Source organism: uncultured Mucilaginibacter sp. (assembly GCF_903913935.1).
GTDB lineage: Bacteria > Bacteroidota > Bacteroidia > Sphingobacteriales > Sphingobacteriaceae > Mucilaginibacter.
Genome location: NZ_CAIWNH010000164.1, coordinates 1 through 20,548 on the forward strand (window position 1 = coordinate 1; position 20,548 = coordinate 20,548).

Here is a 20,548-nt window from a genome sequence, read left to right on the forward strand (position 1 = left end):
CTGTCCTTTTAACAAGCCATTTACAAAAGCGGCCAAAAAGGAGTCGCCGGCACCTACGGTATCTACTACCTCCACTTTATAACCTGGGTGTTCGTAAAACTGGTAATCGTGCCATACAATCGCGCCATCACCGCCGCGGGTTACACAAATGGTTTGGGCGTGGTATTTCGAGCGGAATTCTAAAATGCCTTCCTTCAGATTTTCAGGCGTGCCGCCGATCAGCAATGCAGCTTCATCTTCATTCATTTTGATCACATTAGCTCCCGCAGCCAGTGTTTCAATGGTGGATAAGGTGTAGTGCGGCGGGCGCAGGTTAACGTCAAATATTTTCAGTGCTGTTGTTTCATTCAATAGGTTCAGCAATGTGTCGCGGGTAGTGGTATCGCGGCAGGCCAGGCTGCCGTAAACAATGGCCGAGGCCTCTTTGGCTGCTTCGTCCAAACGGTTCTCATGCTGGATATTATCCCAGGATACCGGTTGAGGAATGATGTACGTAGCATGCCCGTGTTTATCCAGCTGCACGGTTACCTCGCAGGTGGGGAGGTGGGCGTCTACCTGGATCAGGTCGCTGTACAAGCCGTTGGCTTTTAAAAAATCAACCAGGCCATGGCCCGATTCATCGTCGCCAACGCGACTGGCAAATAAAACATCTGCACCCTGTTGTACCAGGTGCCTTGCCACATTCATTGGGGCGCCACCGGCAACTTTTTCGTCGCCAAAAGCATCCCATAGTATTTCGCCGAAGCAGAGAATATTGTTCATTTTTAGGTAATAAGCTGAAACCTGCCTGCCGGCAGACAGGGGCTAAAGGTAAAAGGTTTTTTGGAATTTTTTATTTAAATTGCATGATGTGGAAGGATGATTTTTATCTTGTTTCGCGGGCTTAGATCATTCGTCCTGATCAGCATATCGTAGAGACGCGATGCATCGCGTCTCTACCCCGAATACAACCTTATACAATTATTAATGAAAACGATCGATCAACATATGAAAAAATTAGCCGTTTTGTTTATAGCTCTCACACAAATTGGTTGTTCATTTAATCAAAATAAAAGTTCCGGTAGTTCAGGCTCCGCGATAAAACCGTTAATTGTGTTAACCGATAAGGACGATGGCTGGGGTGCGGATATAAGATTGGCGATCATCAATATATCGGAAAATGATTCGTCGAAGATCTACAAAGCAGTTTCCAGCGATAATAAAGACAACGTGGGCCTATTAATTTTTGTCACAAAAAAGAAAGCCAACAGTCAGGGTTTTGGAAATGCGATCACATTTAAGAGTCTTGGTACGGAAAGCGATAATTTACTTCATAAACTTTCAGCCTTATACAAGAAAAAGATCGCAGCTGAATCAAAGTTTGCCGACACAGTTTCCGCAAGCTTTGTGGACCTAAAGTTGTTTGCAAAAAGCGTAGCGGGGAGTTCAGGTGAGGGTGATTCAAACGTGGATGAATACAAGTTGTTTTTTGAAACCAAAAATGACGAGGGAGAATTATTTCTTAATATTAATGGCGCAGATAAATGGGTGGAATTAAAAGAGAAGGATTTGGATTATAGATCTGTAGTTTTAGAAGCGCTAACAAGCAGTCGGCCTTAACGCTCGGGATTATTATCTTTTTTGGAAAGGCTAATGGAATAAAGAGCTTTGTAACTTATCTATCATGCTGTGCGTCTTATTTTTACGATGAAAATATTTTACGCCTGTCTTTTATCTTTACTACTTCTGCACAATCAGTTAACTACTGCGCAAATTGTACAGCCTGTATTAACCGACAACCCTTTAAAAAGCCATTTGGATTCGGCTGTTCAAAAAGGCGCGGCCGCTTATATGAAAAATGCAGGGGCGGTTGGGCTATTGATCGGCGTTTGTAAAGATGGGCGTAATTATTTGTATAGCTATGGAGAGTCGGTAAAGGGTACAGGCCGCTTACCGCAATACGACCAGCTATTTAACCTGGGATCGGTGGCCAAAACGTTTGTAGGCACCATGCTTGCCGACGCGGTAATTGAAAAAAAGGTTAAACTAACAGACGATATCCGGCTTTATCTGCCCGGTAAGTATCCGAACCTGCAATACCAGGAGCACCCTGTGCGCCTTGTTGACATTGCCAGCCATACCTCGGGCATGCCTGGTTCCGCACGGGATTTTCCAGCTTCCGTTATGGACAGCGTTAAAAAACTTCCACTGCCCGGTCAGCTGAACTTTTATTTAGGGTATAACCAGGATTCGCTGTTAAAGGATCTGCACCATTTTAAAATTGATACCATTCCGGGCACCAAATACCGGTATAATGGCAATGCCATGGAGGTGTTGATCCTGTTGCTGGAACATATTTATAAGCAGCCTTATGAGGTGCTTGTAACACATTATCTAAAAACCCATCTCGGCATGTATGATACCCGTACCAGGATCCCAGTAGCACAACTCGGACGGTTTATTCAGGGATATGATGGAGCCGGAAATGCGATAAAATGGTACGATTTAAAAGCTTATCCCAGCGCTGATATCAATACCAACCTGTTTTATCCCGGAGGGCCCAGCATGAACTCGACGATGAATGATATGATGAAATACCTGCAGGCGCAGCTGACGGAGAATGACCCCGCTGTTAAGCTAAGCCACCAGCTGGTTTGGGGCAGTAACCCTAAAGATTTTGCTATCGGCTTAAACTGGATGTACGACCTGGAGGATGGCGTTAAGGACTATTACCATACCGGCGACACCGGAATTGGTTTTAATACGATATGTGAGTTTTACCCTACTGAGCAACTTGGTTTTATGATTGTTGTTAATGATAATATCGACCAGGACAAGGTGTCTCAATTGGAAAATGAGCTGCACAAGGCTGTAAAATAAAAAATCCGGGAATTTTTTAAAAAATTCCCGGATTCCTGAATGTTTGATTGCTTATACCCCTAACAACAACCTCGCCGGATCTTCCAGTAATTGTTTTACCCTTACCAGGAAGCTTACCGATTCGCGGCCGTCAATGATGCGGTGATCATAGGACAGCGCGACATACATCATCGGGCGAATCACTACCTGGCCATTTACAGCCACAGGGCGCTCAATGATATTGTGCATGCCCAGGATAGCCGATTGTGGCGAATTGATGATCGGGGTCGACATCATCGAACCAAAAACACCACCGTTGGTAATGGTGAAGGTTCCTCCTGTCATTTCTTCGAGGGTTAATTTATTATCACGTGCTTTTACAGCTAATGCGGCAACCGCTTTTTCAATGCCAGCCAAGCTAAGGCTTTCCGCATTGCGGATCACCGGAACAACCAGTCCTTTTGGCGCTGATACGGCGATGGAAATATCAGCGAAATTGCTGTAAACCACTTCTTCGCCTTCAATGCGGGCGTTAACGGCAGGCCATTCTTTCAGCGCTTCGCAAACCGCTTTGGTGAAGAATGACATAAAGCCAAGGCCAACGCCATGTTTTTCTTTGAATTTATCTTTGTATTTGGCACGCAGCTCCATGATTGGCGCCATATCCACTTCGTTAAAGGTGGTGAGCATGGCGGTCTCATTTTTAACCGCCACCAAACGTTTAGCCACTGTTTTGCGCAACGACGACATTTTCTCGCGGCGGTCCGTCCTTGAACCGGGCGTTGCTGCTTCAACCTTAGGCGCGGGTGCGGCGGGTTTAGCCGGTTCTGCGATCTGGCTTTGGGCCGCTTTATTTATTTGCGGGTTTTCGGATACTTTTTCAGCAAGCAGGGCATCTTCTTTGGTGATCCTGCCGCCAACACCTGTACCGCTTAATGCTTTGGCATCGACGCCTTTTTCAGCTAAAATTTTAGCCGCAGCAGGTGACGGTGTTCCTGACGCATAGGTTGGATTGCTATTATTTAGCACGGGTGCAGCAGATGATGCCGGTTCTGCGGCTTTTGCCGCGCCAGCGCCTTCAATGGTACAAACTACTGCGCCAATCGGCAAAGTATCGCCCTCTTTGGCAATGGTTTTTAATATGCCTGCTTTTTCGGCAGTTAGTTCAAATGTTGCTTTATCTGATTCAAGTTCAGCGATGGGCTCATCCATAACAACGGCATCGCCGTCCTTTTTTATCCAGCGTGATAGCGTTACCTCGGTAATGGATTCGCCTACAGTTGGCACTTTCACCTGTAATGAACCGGTGGTAGCCTTTGCAGCTCCATTAGTTGCCGGAACAGGTGCCGGTGCACTGGCAGCTATAACTGGCTGCGCGGCCGGTGCACTTTCTTTTACAACTGAACCAGTAGCGCCGCCATCTTCAATGGTAGCTACCACAGCGCCAATTGGCAGTGTATCGCCTTCTTTCGCCACAATTTTTAAAATACCTGCTTTTTCAGCAGTAAGTTCAAAGGTTGCCTTGTCTGATTCCAGCTCAGCAATTACTTCATCCATTTTAACCTCTTCGCCGTCTTTCTTTTTCCAGCCAGCTAAGGTTACTTCGGTAATAGATTCGCCAACCGGCGGAACTTTGATCGTTAAACTCATTTTTTGTTTTTGTATTTATATATATTGGTCTAGCTGTCGAAAGTCTTGAATCCGAAGTCCTGAGTCAAAATTTGTCTGACTTAAGACTTTAGACTACCGACTCAGTACTAAATTAATCCGCTCCGGCGGTCGCCATTTTTGCAGCTGTTTCTTTAATTGCTGCTTTTACCTGTTTGCCCGGAGGCGCTTCAAACGCTTTCGACACAATTAATAGTTGCTGTGCCGCATGCTGTTTTGCAAAACCTGTAGCGGTGCTGCTGCCCTCGTTCCGCGAAATTACATTCAGATTTATTAATTTATCGTTGTGGAACTTGCGGCAAATATATGGCCAGGCACCCATGTTTTCTGGCTCTTCCTGTACCCAGATAAATTCATTCGCTTTGTTGTATTTAGCTTTTACCTTTAGTATCTGTACCAATGGCGTAGGGTATAATTGTTCAATACGCACAATTGCTACATCCTTACGTTTATCAGCCTGTTGTTTTTCAAGCAGGTCGTAATATATTTTACCGCTACACAGCAGTACACGTTTTACTTTTTTAATATCGGCATAGTCATCATCAATCAGTTCGTGAAATTTGCCATGGGTAAATTCTTCAAGCTTCGATACACATTTAGGGCTGCGTAAAAGGCTCTTTGGTGTAAATATGATCAATGGTTTACGGAAATCCCGTAACATCTGCCGTCTTAAAATATGGAATAGGTTAGCCGGTGTGGTGCAATTGGCCACCTGGATATTACTATCGGCACAAAGTTCCAAAAAGCGCTCAACACGTGCTGAAGAGTGCTCTGGCCCCTGGCCTTCATAACCGTGAGGCAATAACATAACCAAGCCGTTACCGCGCTGCCATTTGGTTTCGGCGCTGGCGATGTACTGATCGACAATAATTTGCGCGCCGTTAAAAAAGTCGCCGAACTGTGCTTCCCAAATAGTAAGCGCATTAGGGTTTGCCATGGCATAACCATATTCAAAACCTAAAACGCCATATTCAGACAATAATGAATTAAAAATACTGAATTTTCCTTCTGCACCAATGGTATCCAACGGCGTATATTCATCTTCCGAATCAACCAGGGTTAATACCGCATGGCGGTGCGAAAAAGTACCGCGTTTAACATCTTCGCCGCTTATCCTAACCGGGTGGCCATCTTTTAACAAGGAGCCATAAGCCAGGAGCTCGCCCATTGCCCAATCAAAAACATGGGTTTTGGTTACCATTTTGTTCCGCTCGTCAAAAAGCTTTTCAATTTTTTTGAAAAACTCTTTTCCTTCAGGAAGCGTGGTTATTTTTTTACCAATTTCAAGTAATTCTTCTTCCGGTACGGCGGTTTCAACAGGGGCAAAAAACTCCCTGGTACTTGCGATGTGCATTCCCTGCCATACGCCTTCAAACATTTGGACTGTTTCGGTGATCCGGTCTTCAGATTTTGACTCGTCGAGATTTTTTTGCAAAAGCGCACGGAAGTTTTTTTCCAGCTCTTGCGCGTAATTCGCGTCGATACTGCCTTCTTCCTGCAATTGTTTTTTATAGATCTCCAGCGGATTTGGATGCGCTTCTATCGCCTTGTATAATACCGGTTGGGTAAATTTAGGCTCATCGGCCTCGTTATGCCCGTACCTGCGGTAGCATAAAAGGTCAATAAATACATCTTCATGAAATACCTGCCTGTATTCCATCGCCAGGTTTACCACATAGGCCATGGCCTCTACATCGTCGCCGTTTACGTGAAATACCGGGGATAAAACTGTTTTGGCAACATCAGTACAATAAGTGCTTGACCTTGCGTCCTTGTAATTGGTAGTAAAGCCAATCTGGTTATTGATGACGATGTGGATCGTTCCGCCAGTGCGGTAGCCATCAAGTTTTTCCATTTGCAAAACCTCGTAAACTATACCCTGGCCTGCAACTGATGCATCGCCATGTATCAATATCGGGGCAATTTTGGAATGGTCGCCTTTATATTTAAAGTCAATTTTTGAACGGGTTAATCCTTCCACCACCGGGTCAACCGCTTCCAGATGTGAAGGGTTGGGGCAAAGGCTTAAATGCACTTTTTTGCCGCCCTGGGTCACCACATCCGTTGAATAGCCGAGGTGATATTTTACGTCGCCGCCGAATGGTGTTTCCTCATCAAAATTTTTGCCTTCAAATTCCGAAAAAACCTCCTTATAGGGTTTTTCCATGATATTTGTGAGCACATTCAGCCTGCCACGGTGGGCCATGCCAATAATAAACTCTTCGATACCCAATTCCGATCCGTTTTGGATCACCGAATCAAGGGCAGGGATCACCGCTTCGGCGCCTTCGAGCGAGAAACGTTTTTGGCCCAAAAATTTTGTGCCTAAAAAGTTTTCAAAAACAACGGCTTCGTTCAGCTTATTCAGGATCAGCTTCTTTTCTTCAACGGTGTAGGAGGGGGTGTTGCGTTTGCTTTCCATCCGGTCCTCAAACCATTTGATTTTGATCGGGTTGCGGATGTACCTGTATTCGGCGCCTATGGATTCACAATAGGTTTCTTCGAGTAACTGGCGGATATCCCGTAAGGTTGCAGGGCCCAAACCGACTTGTACACCGGCGTTAAAAACAGTATCCAGGTCAGCATCGCTAAGCCCAAAAGTCTCCAGTTCTTTGCCTGGGAAGTATTTGCGGCGTTCGCGAACGGGATTTGTTTTGGTGAAGAGATGGCCGCGTGAGCGGTACCCATCTATCATATTGAGTACGTTTATTTCTTTGAAAAAGTGATCTGATGCTTCAGCTGGTATAGTTGCCACCGGTGCGGCGGGCGCATCTTTTCCAAAATCAAATCCTTCGAAAAATTTTTGCCATCCAAAGTCAACAGATTCAGGCTCTTGTTTGTATGCCTCGTACAATGAATTTATGTAGGCAGCGTTTCCGCTATTAATATAATTGAGACGATCCATGCGAAACCAATCTTTAAAACGGCACAAAAGTAAGCATATCGCCTTGTAAACTTTTAATTTAATTTGTAAAATGTTGTTTTATAGGTAAACTGCTGAATGAATGGCAGCAAGTTTTACCGCGACTTGATAGAAATGCGTGGTATTGATAAAAAACGAAAGGCGAAATGTTATTTATGGAAAAGCTTATGGACGAAATCGCGCACGTAAGAGGCCACTTCCAGGAGGATAGCAAGGATGCCGATAATGACCGTAAATTGCTCGAAGGGGTTCATAATCATAACGATTATTAGACGTAAATATAGCTGAAAGGTTACATTTTTATCTAATTTATTTAGGGGGATTTTTCAGGAAGGAAACAGCCTTTATTTAAAATCATTTTTAGATTTTAACACAGAGATACGGAAGAGGCACGGAGAGCGCTAAGCCTAAATAATTCTCGATTTGTATTTTTTCTTTATTTTGGGCTTTTGTACTTCTATTGAAACGTCAGTGCAGCTTCTTTCGGACTTCCCGACTTTTCGGACTTTCGGACTTATCTTAGCTTACCTGAGGCAGCCAGGTGTCAATAAAATCATTATTGGACACCAGGTCGGTTGGGGGTTTTGTGGCAATGGCATAGCGGCTTTCACGTGCATCGTTTACGCCAGCGATAAAGGCCCAGTTACCCCAGTTGCTGGCGGGGGAGTAATCAACCAGTTTTTCTTCAAAATAAGCTGCGCCTTTGGTCCAGTCAACTTTCAGGTCGTGTACCAGGTAATCGGCTACAATTTGGCGCCCGTAATTATTGATATAGCCGGTAGCATTCAACTCATGCATCACAGCATCGATGAGAGGTACGCCCGTTTCGCCATTTTTCCAGCTTTCAAAAAGTGTGTCGTCATCGTCCGCGGGTAAGGCGGTACCTTCATTATTGTTTTTAGCTGCAATAAATTTTTGCCCGTGCTTTTTAAACATGAACCTGAAATAATCGCGCCATAACAGGTCAAGTAATAAGGAATTATATTGATTTGAATGGGTTGCCTGGTGCTGTTTGGTTACTTCCCAATAAACATGCCTTAACGAGATACAGCCCAACGCTATCCATGGGGATAATTTTGACGAAACAGAATTGATGGACGGTGTGCGTGCGCCTTTACCGCTGGCGAACAGGTCGCCGTTTAAAAAAAATTGCTCCAATTGGTTTAAAGCGGCAGATTCGCCACCCGAAAACTGCCCGCCTGCCCGCGGATCATCCAATGGTTCATCCAAACCTAATTCGCGCAGGGTTGGCAATTTGCCGGCATTTGTTATTAAGGGCGTTTGGATAACCTCTGGTGTGGCGATGCAGGGGCGAACCGTGCTATCGCGTTCAATCTTCTTTTTAAATATGGCAAAGCTGTCGGGGATATCTTTGATAGGGAAGGGGAGGTCCTCTTTATGATATAGCGTATGGCCGATAAAGTGCTTTAAATTCAGCTTCAGTTTCCATAAAGCTGTTTCCACCTCTTCGGATATGTCCGTTTCTTCGTGGGCCACCTCCCGGTGATGGTAAACCTCGTTGATTTGGTACTCTTCGGCGAGTTGCGGTAAGATCCCGGCAGGGTTACCGATGCGAATCAATAGGTCACCACCGATATTTTGCAGGCTTTTTCTCAGGTCGGCTACTGATTCCAGGAGGAAACGCGCCCTCAAACTGCCTGTTTTTGTATTGCCTGAAGGATTTGTGCGGAAATAATATGGGTCGAAACAATATACGGGTAATACCTTGTCTGCTTTACGTGCGGCTTCTAACAATATCTCATTATCGTGGATGCGCAAATCATTCCTGAACCATACCAATATCGTCTTTTCGCTCATTTTTAATCAAGGGGACAATAGTATTGCAATCCGCAAATTTGCAATTTATTTAATTGTCATGCACAATGTGCAATAAATATTTGACATGGCTAATACATTTTAAACTAAAAAAATAAAAAATATATAAATCTAAAACCCGGTAGGCGGTTTATTACGTTCATTGCAGAGTCCCGATGAATTTTGTTTTTCTTGCCGGATCATCATTCAATGCAATGCTTCAAAAATTGCGGACTATTGTTTTGATGATACCGGGTAAAACCAAATGTAAAGATGTTGAGGGGCTAAAATTAATTGTACTATCCCTCAAAACCAATCGTTAAATTATAGATAGGAATGACATTTACTTAGCCGTAATGTCATAATTTTATAACGTTAAATAAACACTTATGGCTACCATAGAAAACATACAGAAGGCTTATATTGATTTTGTATTGACCGAGGGCGAACAACCAAAATCGGTTTACATATTTGCGAAGAAAAACAAAATAGCGGAAGAGGATTTTTACAACTTCTTCAGTTCTTTCGACGCGATTGAGCAAAATATTTGGACAGGTTTCGCGGTGAAAACCATTGCTGAAATTAAAACGCAGGAAATATGGATGCAATACACTGCCCGCGAAAAAGCATTATCATTTTTTTACAGCTTTTTTGAGTTACTGAAAGGCAGCCGCAGTTTTGTGGTTTACAGTGTAAAAAAGCAGCCTAAAACATTTTCGACCCCGCAAATTTTCCGCGGGATAAAAGACCTGTTCGAAACGTTTTGCAACGATATTATTGTTGAAGGCATAGAGACGAACGAACTATCGGAGCGTAAGTTCTTCACTAACCGTTACAAAGATGCACTTTGGGTGCAATTGGTTTTTGTACTGCATTTTTGGATCAATGATAACTCAACAGGTTTTGAAAAAACCGACGAGGCTATTGAGAAGGGTATCAATGTTACGTTTGATCTTTTTCAGCGGTCGCCCATTGATAACCTGATCGAATACGGGAAGTTTTTAGCCAAAAACGGCGGGGTTAAACAGAGCATGGGGTTTGGGAACAACTAATACCAGCCCTATTAGCCTCACCCAACCCTCTCCAAGGGAGAGGGCATTGAATGCAGGTGTAGCTGAGGTCCTCTCCTTTGGAGAGGATTTAGGTGAGGTCACTAATACCTTCGGCGCCATCTTCGATATGGACGGCACCCTGATTGATAATACCCCTTACCATTTTAAATCGTGGCAGGCGCTATATAAAAAGTATGATAAAGGTGAGTTGAGTAAAGAGACCTACTACGCCCGTATTAGCGGGGTGCCTGTATTGGAAACGATCCGCCGTGTTTTTGGCGAAGGCAGGGATGAATTGCAATTAAAAGCATTGTTGAATGAAAAGGAAGAATTTTACAGGCAACTTTATGCGCCTCTCCTGGCACCCATTAATGGGTTGGAGAATTTTTTAACGGAATTGAAAAATGCCGGGGTAAAAATGGCCATGGGTACATCAGCCACGCAGGAAGATATAGATTTTGTATTCAACAAAATTCCGATTGAGGCCGATTTTGATGCTATCATCAATTCAACAATGGTGACCAGGCCCAAGCCGGATCCGCAGGTATTTTTAAAAGCAGCCCAAAAATTAGGAATGCCGCCTGAAAAATGTGTGGTGTTTGAAGATTCATTAGCCGGGGTTAAAGCGGCTAACAGCGCCGGAATGAAAGTTGTAGGGATAACTACCGGGCATACCGCGGCGGAATTACAGCCGGTAAACCTGGTGATCAATGACTATTCGGAGTTGACCGTGCACAAGCTGGCCGCATTATTTGAAAAATAAAAAAATGAGTGAAAATCCAAAAGAACAAAATAGTATACCAACCTCCAAGGTTGAACGTTCTGCAAAATTTGTAAAAACCGGCTTTAAAATTGGCGGTAACTACATCAAGCATTACTCCAAAAAACTTTTCAATCCCGAGATGGATAAAAGCGAACTGAACGAGGATAATGCATCGGACATTTATGAATCATTAAGCGAACTCAAGGGCAGCGCCCTTAAAGTGGCGCAAATGCTGAGCATGGACAAAAACCTGCTGCCGCAGGCTTATACCGATAAGTTTTCACAGTCTCAGTATAACGCACCGCCATTGTCGGGGCCGCTGATCGTGCAAACGTTTAAAAAGTATTTTGGTAAAACGCCGGATAAAATTTACGATAAGTTTAATGTGCGCTCGTCCAACGCGGCATCCATTGGCCAGGTGCACCAGGCAGAGCTGAATGGCAAAAAACTAGCGGTAAAAATTCAATATCCTGGTGTAGGTGATTCCATTTCATCCGACCTCAAATTGGTAAAGCCATTCGCTTTCCGGATGCTGGGCATGAGTGAAAAGGAATTGGACATTTATATGAGGGAAGTAGAAGAACGCCTGCTGGAGGAAACCGACTATGAACTGGAAGTGCGCCGTTCCATTGAGTTTTCAAACGCCTGTTCAGGGCTGGAAAATGTGGTTTTTCCGAAATATTATCCCGAACTATCGAGCAAGCGTATCATAACGATGGACTGGCTGGAAGGCAAACACCTGCGGGAGTTTTTAGCCACCAACCCATCGCAGCAATTGCGCAATAAAATAGGGCAGGCATTGTGGGATTTTTATAATTTTCAGCAGCATGAATTGCGTGCAGTTCACGCCGACCCGCATCCCGGAAATTTTATGATCACGGGCGATGACCAACTCGGTGTGATAGATTTTGGGTGCATTAAAGAAATGCCTGAAGATTTCTATTATCCATTTTTCTCCTTAACCTCTACCGGGCTGATGGAAAACAAAGAGGAAACGATCAAAGCTTTCCGGCAGCTGGAGATGATCCATCCGAATGATACCCCTGCGCAAATTGAATTTTATTATAAAATGTACCGGCAAATGATCGGCCTGTTTGCCAAACCATATATTACCGATCATTTCGATTTCAGCCAAACCGATTTTTTTGATGAACTATACGGCTTTGGTGAAAAGGTAGCCAAAATGCCCGAGTTTAAACAGGCGCGCGGTGTAAAGCACTTTATTTATGTTAACCGCACCAATTTCGGGCTGTATAATATTTTGCATGAGTTGAAAGCGGAAGTTAAAACAGATACGTATAAGCCGCATGTGGTGGAACAGTTTGTATGAATTGATTGACACGAATTGACACGAATTACACTAATGGGAGCGAATTAACGCGAATGGATTTATACGAATTGACTCGAATTGAGTTTGTTCACTCACGGCTGTGGCCAAATCGCAATTTATTACCATATTAGCACATAAAAAAACTCACATATGCTTCTCGAAAACACCTTTGTACACCACGTTCATTTCTGGCTTCATGATAAAGCCGATAAACAGCAATTGATTGACGGTTTAAATACGCTTTTGCCAATTACGCATATCCGCCAGATCCATATCGGCGTACCTGCCGAAACTTTTCGCAGCGTCGTCGACCGCTCGTATGATGTTTCGCTTTTGCTGTTGTTTGATGGCCCGGCTGAGCAGGAAGCCTACCAGGTTGACCCTACCCACGTGTATTTTGCCGAAAACTACGCAAAACCTCTTTGCAGCAAAGTTGTTGTTGCAGATAGTGTAAATATTTAGTTCATGGTTCATTAGTTGATGGTTCATAGCAGCAAAACCCTGTCCTTCTATGAACTATCAACGATGAACTATGAACCAAAGCAACCATGAACTATGAACCCAAAAAAACACATCCTCCTTACCGGTGGCACCGGCCTGATCGGCAGCAGCCTTACGAAGCAGTTGCTGGATAAGGGTTATACCGTTAGCCATCTAAGCCGTTCGTTGGGGAAAGACCCACGCGTTAAAACCTTTTTGTGGGATGTGCATAAGGGGGAGATCGCAGAACACTGTATTGACAGGGTAGATGTCATCATTCACCTGGCCGGGGCCGGCATAGCTGACGGCCGCTGGACGGAGGCAAGGAAAAAGGAGATCATAGATAGCCGCACCAAATCAATCCAACTGATCTATGGCTTGCTGAAAACAAAAAAACACCAGGTCAGATCCATTATTTCCGCATCGGCTATCGGGTATTATAGTGATCGCGGCGAAGAACTGATGACCGAAGAAAGCCCGCCGTTTACTGATTTTATGGCCAAATGCTGCGTGGAATGGGAAAATGTTGTAGATGAAGGCAAAGCTTTAGGCCTGCAGATAGCGAAATTCCGTACCGGAGTAGTGCTTGATAAAGGCGGGGCGCTGGCCAAAATGGCTGCGCCGGTAAAATTATTTGTTGGCGCTCCCCTGGGCAGTGGCAGGCAGTGGATCCCATGGATCCATGTGCAGGATGTGATCGGGATGTATTTGTTCGCGGTTGAAAATGAAAATTTTGAAGGGATTTACAATATGGTGGCGCCAAACCCTGTCACCAATAAACAACTGACGCAGGCTATCGCCAAACAATTAAAAAAGCCTTTATGGCTGCCCAATGTACCGGCATTTTTATTAAAATTATTATTAGGCGAAATGAGTACGATTGTTTTGGGCAGTACCAAGGTATCCGCCAAAAAAATTGAAGCTGCCGGGTATAAATTTATTTATACGGAGGTTTCGTCAGCGTTAAAAGCGATTTATGGATAAAAAAATACCTGTTTCTGTCTTCTGGTTCAGGCGCGATCTCCGGCTTAATGATAATGCCGGTCTTTACCATGCCCTGAAAAGCCCCAACCCTGTGCTGCCTGTATTTATATTCGATAAGGAAATATTAGATCAACTTGAAGATAAAGATGATGCCCGTGTTACTTTTATTTATCAAACAATAACCGCACTGGATAAACAGCTTCAGGAATACGGCAGTAGCTTGCTTGTATTGTATCATACGGCTGAAAACGCATGGGAACAACTGTTGAAGGAATACCCAATTACCGCTGTTTATACCAATCGTGATTACGAGCCCTATGCGGTTAAACGTGACAACGAAATCCAAACCCTGTTAAAAAAACAGGAGATTCCATTTCATACCTTTAAGGACCAGGTGGTTTTTGAAAAAGATGAGGTACTAAAAGACGACGGCAAACCTTATACGGTATATACCCCTTATAACCGTAAATGGTACCAAAAGCTTGCCCCGTTTTATTTAAAAGCCTATCCCGGCAGCAACTATTTTAATAATTTTTTTAAAACGGAACCATTACAAATTCCTGCTTTAGAAAAGCTGGGCTTTGAAAAAAGCAAACTGGATTTTCCGGAGATTCGCTATAAAGAACTGATAGCTGCATATCCTGAAAAAAGAGATTTTCCCGCGGTTGAAGGTACCAGTCATATAGGGCTGCATTTACGTTTTGGAACGGTAAGCATCAGGGAACTGGCCCGTACCGCATATGAATTCAAAGAGAAAACCTGGCTGAACGAACTCATCTGGCGGGAATTCTATATGATGATCCTTTATCATTTTCCCTACACCGCAAACCAATCATTTAAACCGGCATATGACAGGATCAACTGGGTAAATGATGAAAAACAATTTGAAGCCTGGTGTAAGGGCGAAACAGGTTACCCGCTGGTGGATGCCGGCATGCGCGAACTGAACAATACCGGCTATATGCACAACAGGGTGCGTATGGTGGTGGCCAGTTTTTTAAGTAAGGACCTGCTGATTGACTGGCGCTGGGGCGAACGTTATTTTGCGTGTAAGCTATTGGATTATGAATTGGCCAGCAACGTGGGTGGCTGGCAGTGGTCGGCCGGCTCGGGTACGGATGCTGCACCTTATTTCAGGATCTTCAGCCCTGATTCGCAGTTGAAAAAATTTGATCCGCAGCTTAAATACATCAAAAAATGGGTTCCGGAATATGCTGATTTCAGCAGGTATCCAAAACCCATTGTTGATCATGCGTTCGCACGCGAACGATGTTTAAAGGTTTTTAAAGAAGCGCTTTCTGTATAAGTTAAAAAGAATTTATGCCCCCCGCTCAATATTACTGTGTTACCGTAACTATCTGCCAGGTGAATCTTAAGCAGCTAAATGGCGGGATACCCGAAGAACCCGATATACCATAGGCTATCGACGACGGAATTAACATGGAAATTTTTGTTCCAACAACCGCTTTTTGCAAACCTTCCGCAGCACCCGGGATAAGACCGCTAATAGCAAGAGTTGCGGCATTTGTGCCATTGTGGGCGCCATCAAATATATTGCCATCCAATAGCTGGCCGGTATAAGTCGCCGTAATAGTACTGGTAGTAAGTATCGCATCAGTACCTGTGCCAGGGGTTAATATACTGTAGTACAATCCATCCGCAGTTTTGGTATAGCCGGTTAAATTATTGGCCTTCATGTAATTCTGTATCACCATATCGTCATAAGCAGGAAACCCATTTGTTGGGGCGTTGTTTATTGGAAGATAGTTTATCGCATGAATGTAAACATCAAGGCTTTCGTTGCCCGCAATACGGTTATTGGCCACCTGGCTGCTACCCGAACCTGAACCGTTTTTGCCATAGGCCAGGTGCGACGGGATGAGCAATCGCATGGAAGCGTTTGAATACTTTAATATATTATGAACCGCAGTTTGCAGCCCTAAAGGGTAATTATTATTGTGAATATGGCCAACATAGTCATAATAATGATTGGCGATCGTATCAGATGTTACGTAGGAACCGTCTAAAGTTTTGTAGGTATAAACAAAGGCAACTTTATCAGAATACTGAAGTGCCGGGCCCGATCCGGGGCTGATGATTTTATAATAGATGCCTGTAGTGTCGCCACCTGAAGTATCTCTTGAAAAACCGGTAAGGCCATTTGCAGCAATGTAATTGTTTATCTGGATGTCATCGTATTGCTTAATGGTTAGTTGATTGTTGTCTTTCCTGCATGAGGTCATGCCTGTTGATAAAATAACGCCTATTATTGAAATTACTATAACAGAAAATATGGTTTGTTTCATTTGCACTTTTATTCGGGTTGCTTGTATTTGCGTTGTGATTTTTTATTAATTAGTTATACTATATAGTGTTATATGAAAAACTAGCACTGCATTGGCCGGCAGCCCTAACGAGGACTGTGGAAAGGGGCCATATGCATAATGCGATGGTACATATAATGTTATTATCCCGCCGGGCCCAAAACTGTTTTTGGTATCCTCGAAACCAAATTGCCAGCCTCTTAAGGTTTCACCTAAAATAAACGTAGGATGAAAAGTGTCCGTCTGCTGAATTACGCCACTCAATGTGCCATCCTGTTTTATCTGCCGGGCAATCCAGCCAACCGTTACCTGGGTTGAACTTGTAAATAAACCTGTACCTGTGCCGGCGGTATCTATTTTATAATAAATTCCGGTTGAAACCCCGGCTGAGTCGATCACACTCGCTGTGATGTTGTTGTTTTTTAAATAGGTAGTAATTAACTGATCGTCTTTAATCAATTGCGCGCTGATCTGTGCCTTAACATCAACCGTTTTGGTACATGAGCTTAAACCAGCAGCAGCAAGCAATACAATTAACAGAATCCTGTTCATCTTATGTCCCATACAGTTTATTTGCCTTTTAATTTCACAGCGCACCTAACGAGGCTACAGCGATTGATCTGCCGGCATTTCCTGAACGGCCCCTGATTTTTTGGGCCGTACGGGGATTTTTCAATCGGCAAATTTATTCTTTTATAATTCAAAAACAGCAGCTTAACATTTTTTAACACTTAATAGGCTGTAACGGCTGCAAAATCACCCTTTTACAAAAACACTTTGTTAGGCTATAACGGTTATTTTCAGGTAAACGTGTGTGGTTTGAGTTGATTAAGTTGCCGGACCGTTGTAAGGTTGAAAAGTTGTAATGTTGCTGAAACCCATACACCGATTGCAGCCAGCAACAAAACAAGAAAAGTGTAAAAGCAATTATAAATTAAGCCAATGTATCTGGTTTAAAACTAACGGTAAGCTGGTTGATCTTTTTTAGCATTTTGATCAGGTACTCTTTATCATTTTCGCTGATGTGCGCGTTGAGGTAGTTATTGAATTTTTTTACCAGCGCACGTGCCAGGTGGCGCTTCTCTTTCCCCAGGGGCGTTAAATAAATTTTAACAGAACGCTTGTCGCCCGCGTTAGATTCACGGTAGATCAATCCCGATTTCTCTAACTGGCGCAGCATTCTGGATAAGCTGGTTGATTTGAGGCCAAGCAAAGTGGCAGCCTGCGAAACGGTAGTGCCGTCTTTTTCATCAATATTGATCAGCAGGTAGCCTATGGATTGGGTTATGCCAAACTCGGTAACTAATTGGTTGTATTTATTGGCTACAGTTTGCCAAACTATTTTTAAGAAATAATCGATGGTCTCCTGGTGTTTTTCGCTACTCGCCATAGGAAACAAACTTACATTTTTTGATTGAATTGCAGGTTGATTATGTAAATGATTAAGTGCCTTTAAATAGATCCGGGAACGATTTAGGGACGTAATCGGAAATACCGGCTTTTAGTGTTTTAATCTTTATAAAATTATTACCGACTCATGAAATGTAATCCTTATAGATCTCTTCGAATAATATTTTGTTTTCTACGGCAAGGTCAAAGGGCTGATCAAGAAAGGAGCTGCTGTAACCTATGGCTTTGGCAAGGTTTTTTAAGACTTTAAAATAGGTTATTTCAATACCTTCAATCTGCTGCAGGTAAAAGAGAATAAAAACGTCTTTTTCGAGTGGTGTTTTCCCGGCCTTTATGGCGGACAGATAGGCCTCAAGTGTTAGCGCCTTTATACCTAACGTGTTTGTTTTGGCGGGCGTCTCGTTAATGGCCTTGTATATATCGTCCAATTGGCCAATTTGGCTTACCGTATCGTCAATAACTTCCTGGATGGCTTGTTTTAAAACATTTAGCCTGGCAATACTTTTAACTTCGTCAAAGAAGTGTAAAAGGTGCTGCTTGCCGTAATAGATATAATTTAAATGTTCAAGGAATGTTTTTTTTAACAGCTTATCGTCAATTTGCATATCTTTAGGCTGTAAAGCAGATAGTTGGTCGGTCATGGCTATTTAATTACGGGGGTAAAACGTATCGGCAAAATGTTTTTTTCAGATTATCAAACGACAATCATATTCAGCTATAAACTAAAACATTATATCTTTGTTTTTAATATTCAAAAAATATGCTGCAAAGAATACAAAGTATTTACCTGTTACTGGCCGGCTTAGCCATTTACGCACTTTTTCTTTTTCCGTTTGTTCACAATGTTTATGTTGATGGCAAACCGCTTACCATCTCGGTGACGGGGGTGTTCCAGGATGTGAACGGGCAACAGGTGCACACCCAGTTTTTTACGGCCCTTACCGCTGCAGCAGCAATTATTGGGTTAATCCCGCTGGTGATCATTTTTCTTTATAAAAACCGCAACCAGCAGATCGCCTTATGCTATAGCGCTATTTTGGTCATTTTTGGTTTCAGTTTCTGGATGGCACAGGCAGTTAAGGGGGTAATGGGAAGTGTTGAGATCGATACCCATAACTGGGGGATCGGATTATTGCTATCCTCCGTTAGTATATTATTTATCGTATTTGCGCTTAAAGCGATACAAAGAGATGAAAAGCTGGTAAAATCAGCGGATAGGTTAAGGTAGTAAAGTAATAGGTTGATTAAGTTACCTGCAATTTAACTTAATCAACCTATTACTCAATCAACTTAATCAAATCCCTCCCTAATTAAATCTCCCGAACTGATCTATTGTCCTGAATTCCTGCGAAAAGAAATCACTAACCACCTGGTTAAACTGGTCCTTTTTAAAGATAGGAGTAGAATGCCCTGAATTAGGGATGATCCATAAATAGGAGTTCTTAATAGATTGCGCTATCAGCATGGTATGCTTCGGCTGGATCACGTCATGGTCGCCGCCAATTACCAGGGTAGGGCAGGTAATCGTATGCAATTGTTCAATAGTGATGTGCGGCTCGTAAGATAACAGGTGGAGCAGCTTTAATTCGTTTTTTATTGCGGGCGACGGGCTTTTCATTTTTTTGGCAGAGTCCTGCACGGTCTTATTCATATTAACGGCCCATTTATATACAAATGGATCTACAGCGGTGCTGTCAGGCCATAGGTTGGCGCCGGTAACGGCCAGTTTTTTTACCTTGTCCGGGTGGCGCATGGCCAACAGCAGCCCGTTAATGCCGCCATCGCTCCAACCGATCACGTAACAGGATTTCAGGTTCAGTTTATCCAGCAGGGCGTTCAGGTCATCTGTCATCATTTCATAGCTCAGCGAGTCAGTGGGGTCCACTGATTTTCCCTGGGAGCGGCTGTCGGCAATTATTACCTGGTAGTTTTTTGCAAAATAAGGGATCTGGTACAGGAAGTTATTGATGGACCCACCATTACCGTGGATGATGAGCAAGGGTTCTCCCTTGCCATAGGTTTCGTAATACATTTTAAAGCCGCGGATATCAGCGTATTTACCAACGGCCGGGTTTCGGCCATAGGTAGTGGTATCAAACGGTGATTTTGCTTCCTGTGCGAAAGAGAATTTAGCAAATATGATTATTGCTAACGTGATGATGGTTTTTTGTGTCATAATTGGTTTATAAAGGCGGGTATCGTTTTAAAGGTTTTTTTCGGGCTCCCCGAATGCTAATTAATTCAATTTCTTTCTTAGGCTTTATCCTGTAAGTTATGATTGTAAGGCTGTTAATAGGGCCGCGGTAAGTATTTTTACGCGCCCCGGTTTTCTGTAAGATTTCAGGCTGAATTACCAGTGTTTCGAAAAACCTATCGGCTTCATTCACGAAATTTGATACTTCCCTGCCCGACCAATTTTCTTCTAAGATAAATGATGATTTTTTCAAATCCTTTAACGGCTTGCGTAGTCCAAATTATTTTGAACGCCATTTTTCATAATTTGCCATAACCTCCTCATGGGAAAAAACTTCACCGCTGTCGGCTTGTGCTAAACCTTCGTCAATCTCAGTCCGTTCATCCTCACTGATTTCATCCCACCAATCCTGCTGCTGTTCGTTTTTCAAAGCGATGCATCGCTCAATTACTGACGGCTCGTCAACATCGGTGAGCCATTTTATTAAATTCAACTTTTCTAACTGGATATCCATAAGATCCTTATCCAAATCAAATCTAATAAATAAAAATAAGTCTACCAATAATGCGCTTTTTATGAGCCGGGAATCGCATTCATTTCATCCGTAAAATGTCATATTCATAAATAGCAGGCAAGGTATTTGAATTGCAAACAAAAAAGCGTACCTTTGCGGCCGATTTGGCGATGTTGCCAGATTCGTTATTTTAATTCATGAACCCATTTATTCAACTGGGAATCCGTCATGATATTGTTAATGCCATCTCTGA

General features: G+C 43.2%; 19 protein-coding genes. 9 read left to right on the forward strand and 10 right to left on the reverse strand.

The window, feature by feature from the left end:
• Positions 1–762, reverse strand: a 762-nt coding sequence (locus QZY09_RS06085) for a carbohydrate kinase (RefSeq protein WP_295669579.1), incomplete at its 3' end; no start/stop codon positions are given.
• 204 nt (positions 763–966) lie between these two features.
• On the opposite strand from QZY09_RS06085, the gene QZY09_RS06090 reads away from it, so the two are divergent.
• A complete protein-coding gene (locus QZY09_RS06090) occupies positions 967–1,599 on the forward strand; it encodes a hypothetical protein (protein WP_295669583.1) in 633 nt (210 codons plus the stop codon).
• A gap of 87 nt (positions 1,600–1,686) precedes the next feature.
• Positions 1,687–2,859 (forward strand): serine hydrolase, encoded by a 1,173-nt coding sequence (locus QZY09_RS06095; protein WP_295669586.1) that lies wholly within the window; start codon positions 1,687–1,689, stop codon positions 2,857–2,859.
• A gap of 51 nt (positions 2,860–2,910) precedes the next feature.
• On the opposite strand, the gene odhB is transcribed toward QZY09_RS06095, so the two are convergent.
• From odhB to QZY09_RS06110, 3 genes are all read right to left on the reverse strand, one after another.
• Positions 2,911–4,488 (reverse strand): 2-oxoglutarate dehydrogenase complex dihydrolipoyllysine-residue succinyltransferase, encoded by a 1,578-nt coding sequence (gene odhB, locus QZY09_RS06100; protein WP_295669589.1) that lies wholly within the window; start codon positions 4,486–4,488, stop codon positions 2,911–2,913.
• Between the two features lie 112 nt (positions 4,489–4,600).
• Positions 4,601–7,411 carry a 2-oxoglutarate dehydrogenase E1 component gene (locus tag QZY09_RS06105; RefSeq protein ID WP_295669592.1) on the reverse strand — a complete coding sequence of 937 codons (2,811 nt, stop codon included), beginning with the start codon at positions 7,409–7,411 and terminating at the stop codon, positions 4,601–4,603.
• A 537-nt stretch (positions 7,412–7,948) separates the two neighbouring features.
• Entirely contained in the window at positions 7,949–9,247 is a 1,299-nt protein-coding gene (locus QZY09_RS06110; protein ID WP_295669595.1) for a DASH family cryptochrome, read from the reverse strand.
• Between the two features lie 386 nt (positions 9,248–9,633).
• On the opposite strand from QZY09_RS06110, the gene QZY09_RS06115 reads away from it, so the two are divergent.
• The 6 genes from QZY09_RS06115 (at position 9,634) to QZY09_RS06140 (ending at position 15,159) form a co-directional block, all read left to right on the forward strand.
• Positions 9,634–10,296: a TetR family transcriptional regulator C-terminal domain-containing protein gene (locus QZY09_RS06115; protein WP_295669598.1), complete on the forward strand. Its 663-nt coding sequence runs from the start codon at positions 9,634–9,636 to the stop codon at positions 10,294–10,296.
• Positions 10,283–11,059: an HAD family phosphatase gene (locus tag QZY09_RS06120; protein ID WP_295669601.1), complete on the forward strand. Its 777-nt coding sequence runs from the start codon at positions 10,283–10,285 to the stop codon at positions 11,057–11,059. Before QZY09_RS06115 ends, QZY09_RS06120 begins: the two co-directional genes overlap by 14 nt.
• Positions 11,060–11,063: 4 nt before the next feature.
• A complete protein-coding gene (locus QZY09_RS06125; protein WP_295669604.1) occupies positions 11,064–12,389 on the forward strand; it encodes an AarF/UbiB family protein in 1,326 nt (441 codons plus the stop codon).
• A 150-nt stretch (positions 12,390–12,539) separates the two neighbouring features.
• Entirely contained in the window at positions 12,540–12,851 is a 312-nt protein-coding gene (locus QZY09_RS06130) for a Dabb family protein (protein ID WP_295669607.1), read from the forward strand.
• A gap of 93 nt (positions 12,852–12,944) precedes the next feature.
• Positions 12,945–13,853 carry a TIGR01777 family oxidoreductase gene (locus QZY09_RS06135; RefSeq protein ID WP_295669610.1) on the forward strand — a complete coding sequence of 303 codons (909 nt, stop codon included), beginning with the start codon at positions 12,945–12,947 and terminating at the stop codon, positions 13,851–13,853.
• Positions 13,846–15,159 carry a deoxyribodipyrimidine photo-lyase gene (locus tag QZY09_RS06140; protein WP_295669613.1) on the forward strand — a complete coding sequence of 438 codons (1,314 nt, stop codon included), beginning with the start codon at positions 13,846–13,848 and terminating at the stop codon, positions 15,157–15,159. The genes QZY09_RS06135 and QZY09_RS06140 overlap by 8 nt, the downstream gene beginning before the upstream one ends.
• Before the next feature lie 31 nt (positions 15,160–15,190).
• Here QZY09_RS06140 and QZY09_RS06145 read toward each other — a convergent pair whose 3' ends face one another.
• From QZY09_RS06145 to QZY09_RS06160, 4 genes are all read right to left on the reverse strand, one after another.
• Positions 15,191–16,159: an FKBP-type peptidyl-prolyl cis-trans isomerase gene (locus tag QZY09_RS06145; protein ID WP_295669616.1), complete on the reverse strand. Its 969-nt coding sequence runs from the start codon at positions 16,157–16,159 to the stop codon at positions 15,191–15,193.
• Between the two features lie 45 nt (positions 16,160–16,204).
• Positions 16,205–16,729, reverse strand: coding sequence for an FKBP-type peptidyl-prolyl cis-trans isomerase (locus tag QZY09_RS06150; protein ID WP_295669619.1), 525 nt, complete (start codon positions 16,727–16,729; stop codon positions 16,205–16,207).
• Between the two features lie 382 nt (positions 16,730–17,111).
• Entirely contained in the window at positions 17,112–17,567 is a 456-nt protein-coding gene (locus QZY09_RS06155; RefSeq protein WP_295669622.1) for a MarR family winged helix-turn-helix transcriptional regulator, read from the reverse strand.
• A 145-nt stretch (positions 17,568–17,712) separates the two neighbouring features.
• Complete coding sequence (locus tag QZY09_RS06160; protein ID WP_295669625.1) at positions 17,713–18,228, reverse strand: DUF892 family protein; 516 nt, start codon at positions 18,226–18,228, stop codon at positions 17,713–17,715.
• Between the two features lie 119 nt (positions 18,229–18,347).
• On the opposite strand from QZY09_RS06160, the gene QZY09_RS06165 reads away from it, so the two are divergent.
• Entirely contained in the window at positions 18,348–18,815 is a 468-nt protein-coding gene (locus tag QZY09_RS06165) for a DUF4293 domain-containing protein (RefSeq protein WP_295669627.1), read from the forward strand.
• Between the two features lie 78 nt (positions 18,816–18,893).
• Here the strand turns inward: QZY09_RS06165 and QZY09_RS06170 are convergent, their stop codons facing one another.
• On the reverse strand, positions 18,894–19,763 hold the full coding sequence (locus tag QZY09_RS06170) for an alpha/beta hydrolase (protein WP_295669630.1): 870 nt from the start codon (positions 19,761–19,763) through the stop codon (positions 18,894–18,896).
• 298 nt (positions 19,764–20,061) lie between these two features.
• The gene (locus QZY09_RS06175) at positions 20,062–20,310 is read right to left on the reverse strand and encodes a hypothetical protein (protein WP_295669633.1); all 249 of its coding nucleotides are present in this window, start codon (positions 20,308–20,310) and stop codon (positions 20,062–20,064) included.
• Positions 20,311–20,548 lie beyond the last annotated feature (238 nt).

What these genes read in the sequence shown, in the direction of transcription:
- QZY09_RS06090 (WP_295669583.1), top strand. Translation starts at nt 967, where the DNA reads ATGAAAACGATCGATCAACATATGAAAAAATTAGCCGTTTTGTTTATA.
- QZY09_RS06095 (WP_295669586.1), top strand. Translation starts at nt 1,687, where the DNA reads ATGAAAATATTTTACGCCTGTCTTTTATCTTTACTACTTCTGCACAAT.
- odhB (WP_295669589.1), bottom strand. Translation starts at nt 4,488, where the DNA reads ATGAGTTTAACGATCAAAGTTCCGCCGGTTGGCGAATCTATTACCGAA.
- QZY09_RS06105 (WP_295669592.1), bottom strand. Translation starts at nt 7,411, where the DNA reads ATGGATCGTCTCAATTATATTAATAGCGGAAACGCTGCCTACATAAAT.
- QZY09_RS06110 (WP_295669595.1), bottom strand. Translation starts at nt 9,247, where the DNA reads ATGAGCGAAAAGACGATATTGGTATGGTTCAGGAATGATTTGCGCATC.
- QZY09_RS06115 (WP_295669598.1), top strand. Translation starts at nt 9,634, where the DNA reads ATGGCTACCATAGAAAACATACAGAAGGCTTATATTGATTTTGTATTG.
- QZY09_RS06125 (WP_295669604.1), top strand. Translation starts at nt 11,064, where the DNA reads ATGAGTGAAAATCCAAAAGAACAAAATAGTATACCAACCTCCAAGGTT.
- QZY09_RS06130 (WP_295669607.1), top strand. Translation starts at nt 12,540, where the DNA reads ATGCTTCTCGAAAACACCTTTGTACACCACGTTCATTTCTGGCTTCAT.
- QZY09_RS06135 (WP_295669610.1), top strand. Translation starts at nt 12,945, where the DNA reads ATGAACCCAAAAAAACACATCCTCCTTACCGGTGGCACCGGCCTGATC.
- QZY09_RS06140 (WP_295669613.1), top strand. Translation starts at nt 13,846, where the DNA reads ATGGATAAAAAAATACCTGTTTCTGTCTTCTGGTTCAGGCGCGATCTC.
- QZY09_RS06145 (WP_295669616.1), bottom strand. Translation starts at nt 16,159, where the DNA reads ATGAAACAAACCATATTTTCTGTTATAGTAATTTCAATAATAGGCGTT.
- QZY09_RS06150 (WP_295669619.1), bottom strand. Translation starts at nt 16,729, where the DNA reads ATGAACAGGATTCTGTTAATTGTATTGCTTGCTGCTGCTGGTTTAAGC.
- QZY09_RS06155 (WP_295669622.1), bottom strand. Translation starts at nt 17,567, where the DNA reads ATGGCGAGTAGCGAAAAACACCAGGAGACCATCGATTATTTCTTAAAA.
- QZY09_RS06160 (WP_295669625.1), bottom strand. Translation starts at nt 18,228, where the DNA reads ATGACCGACCAACTATCTGCTTTACAGCCTAAAGATATGCAAATTGAC.
- QZY09_RS06165 (WP_295669627.1), top strand. Translation starts at nt 18,348, where the DNA reads ATGCTGCAAAGAATACAAAGTATTTACCTGTTACTGGCCGGCTTAGCC.
- QZY09_RS06170 (WP_295669630.1), bottom strand. Translation starts at nt 19,763, where the DNA reads ATGACACAAAAAACCATCATCACGTTAGCAATAATCATATTTGCTAAA.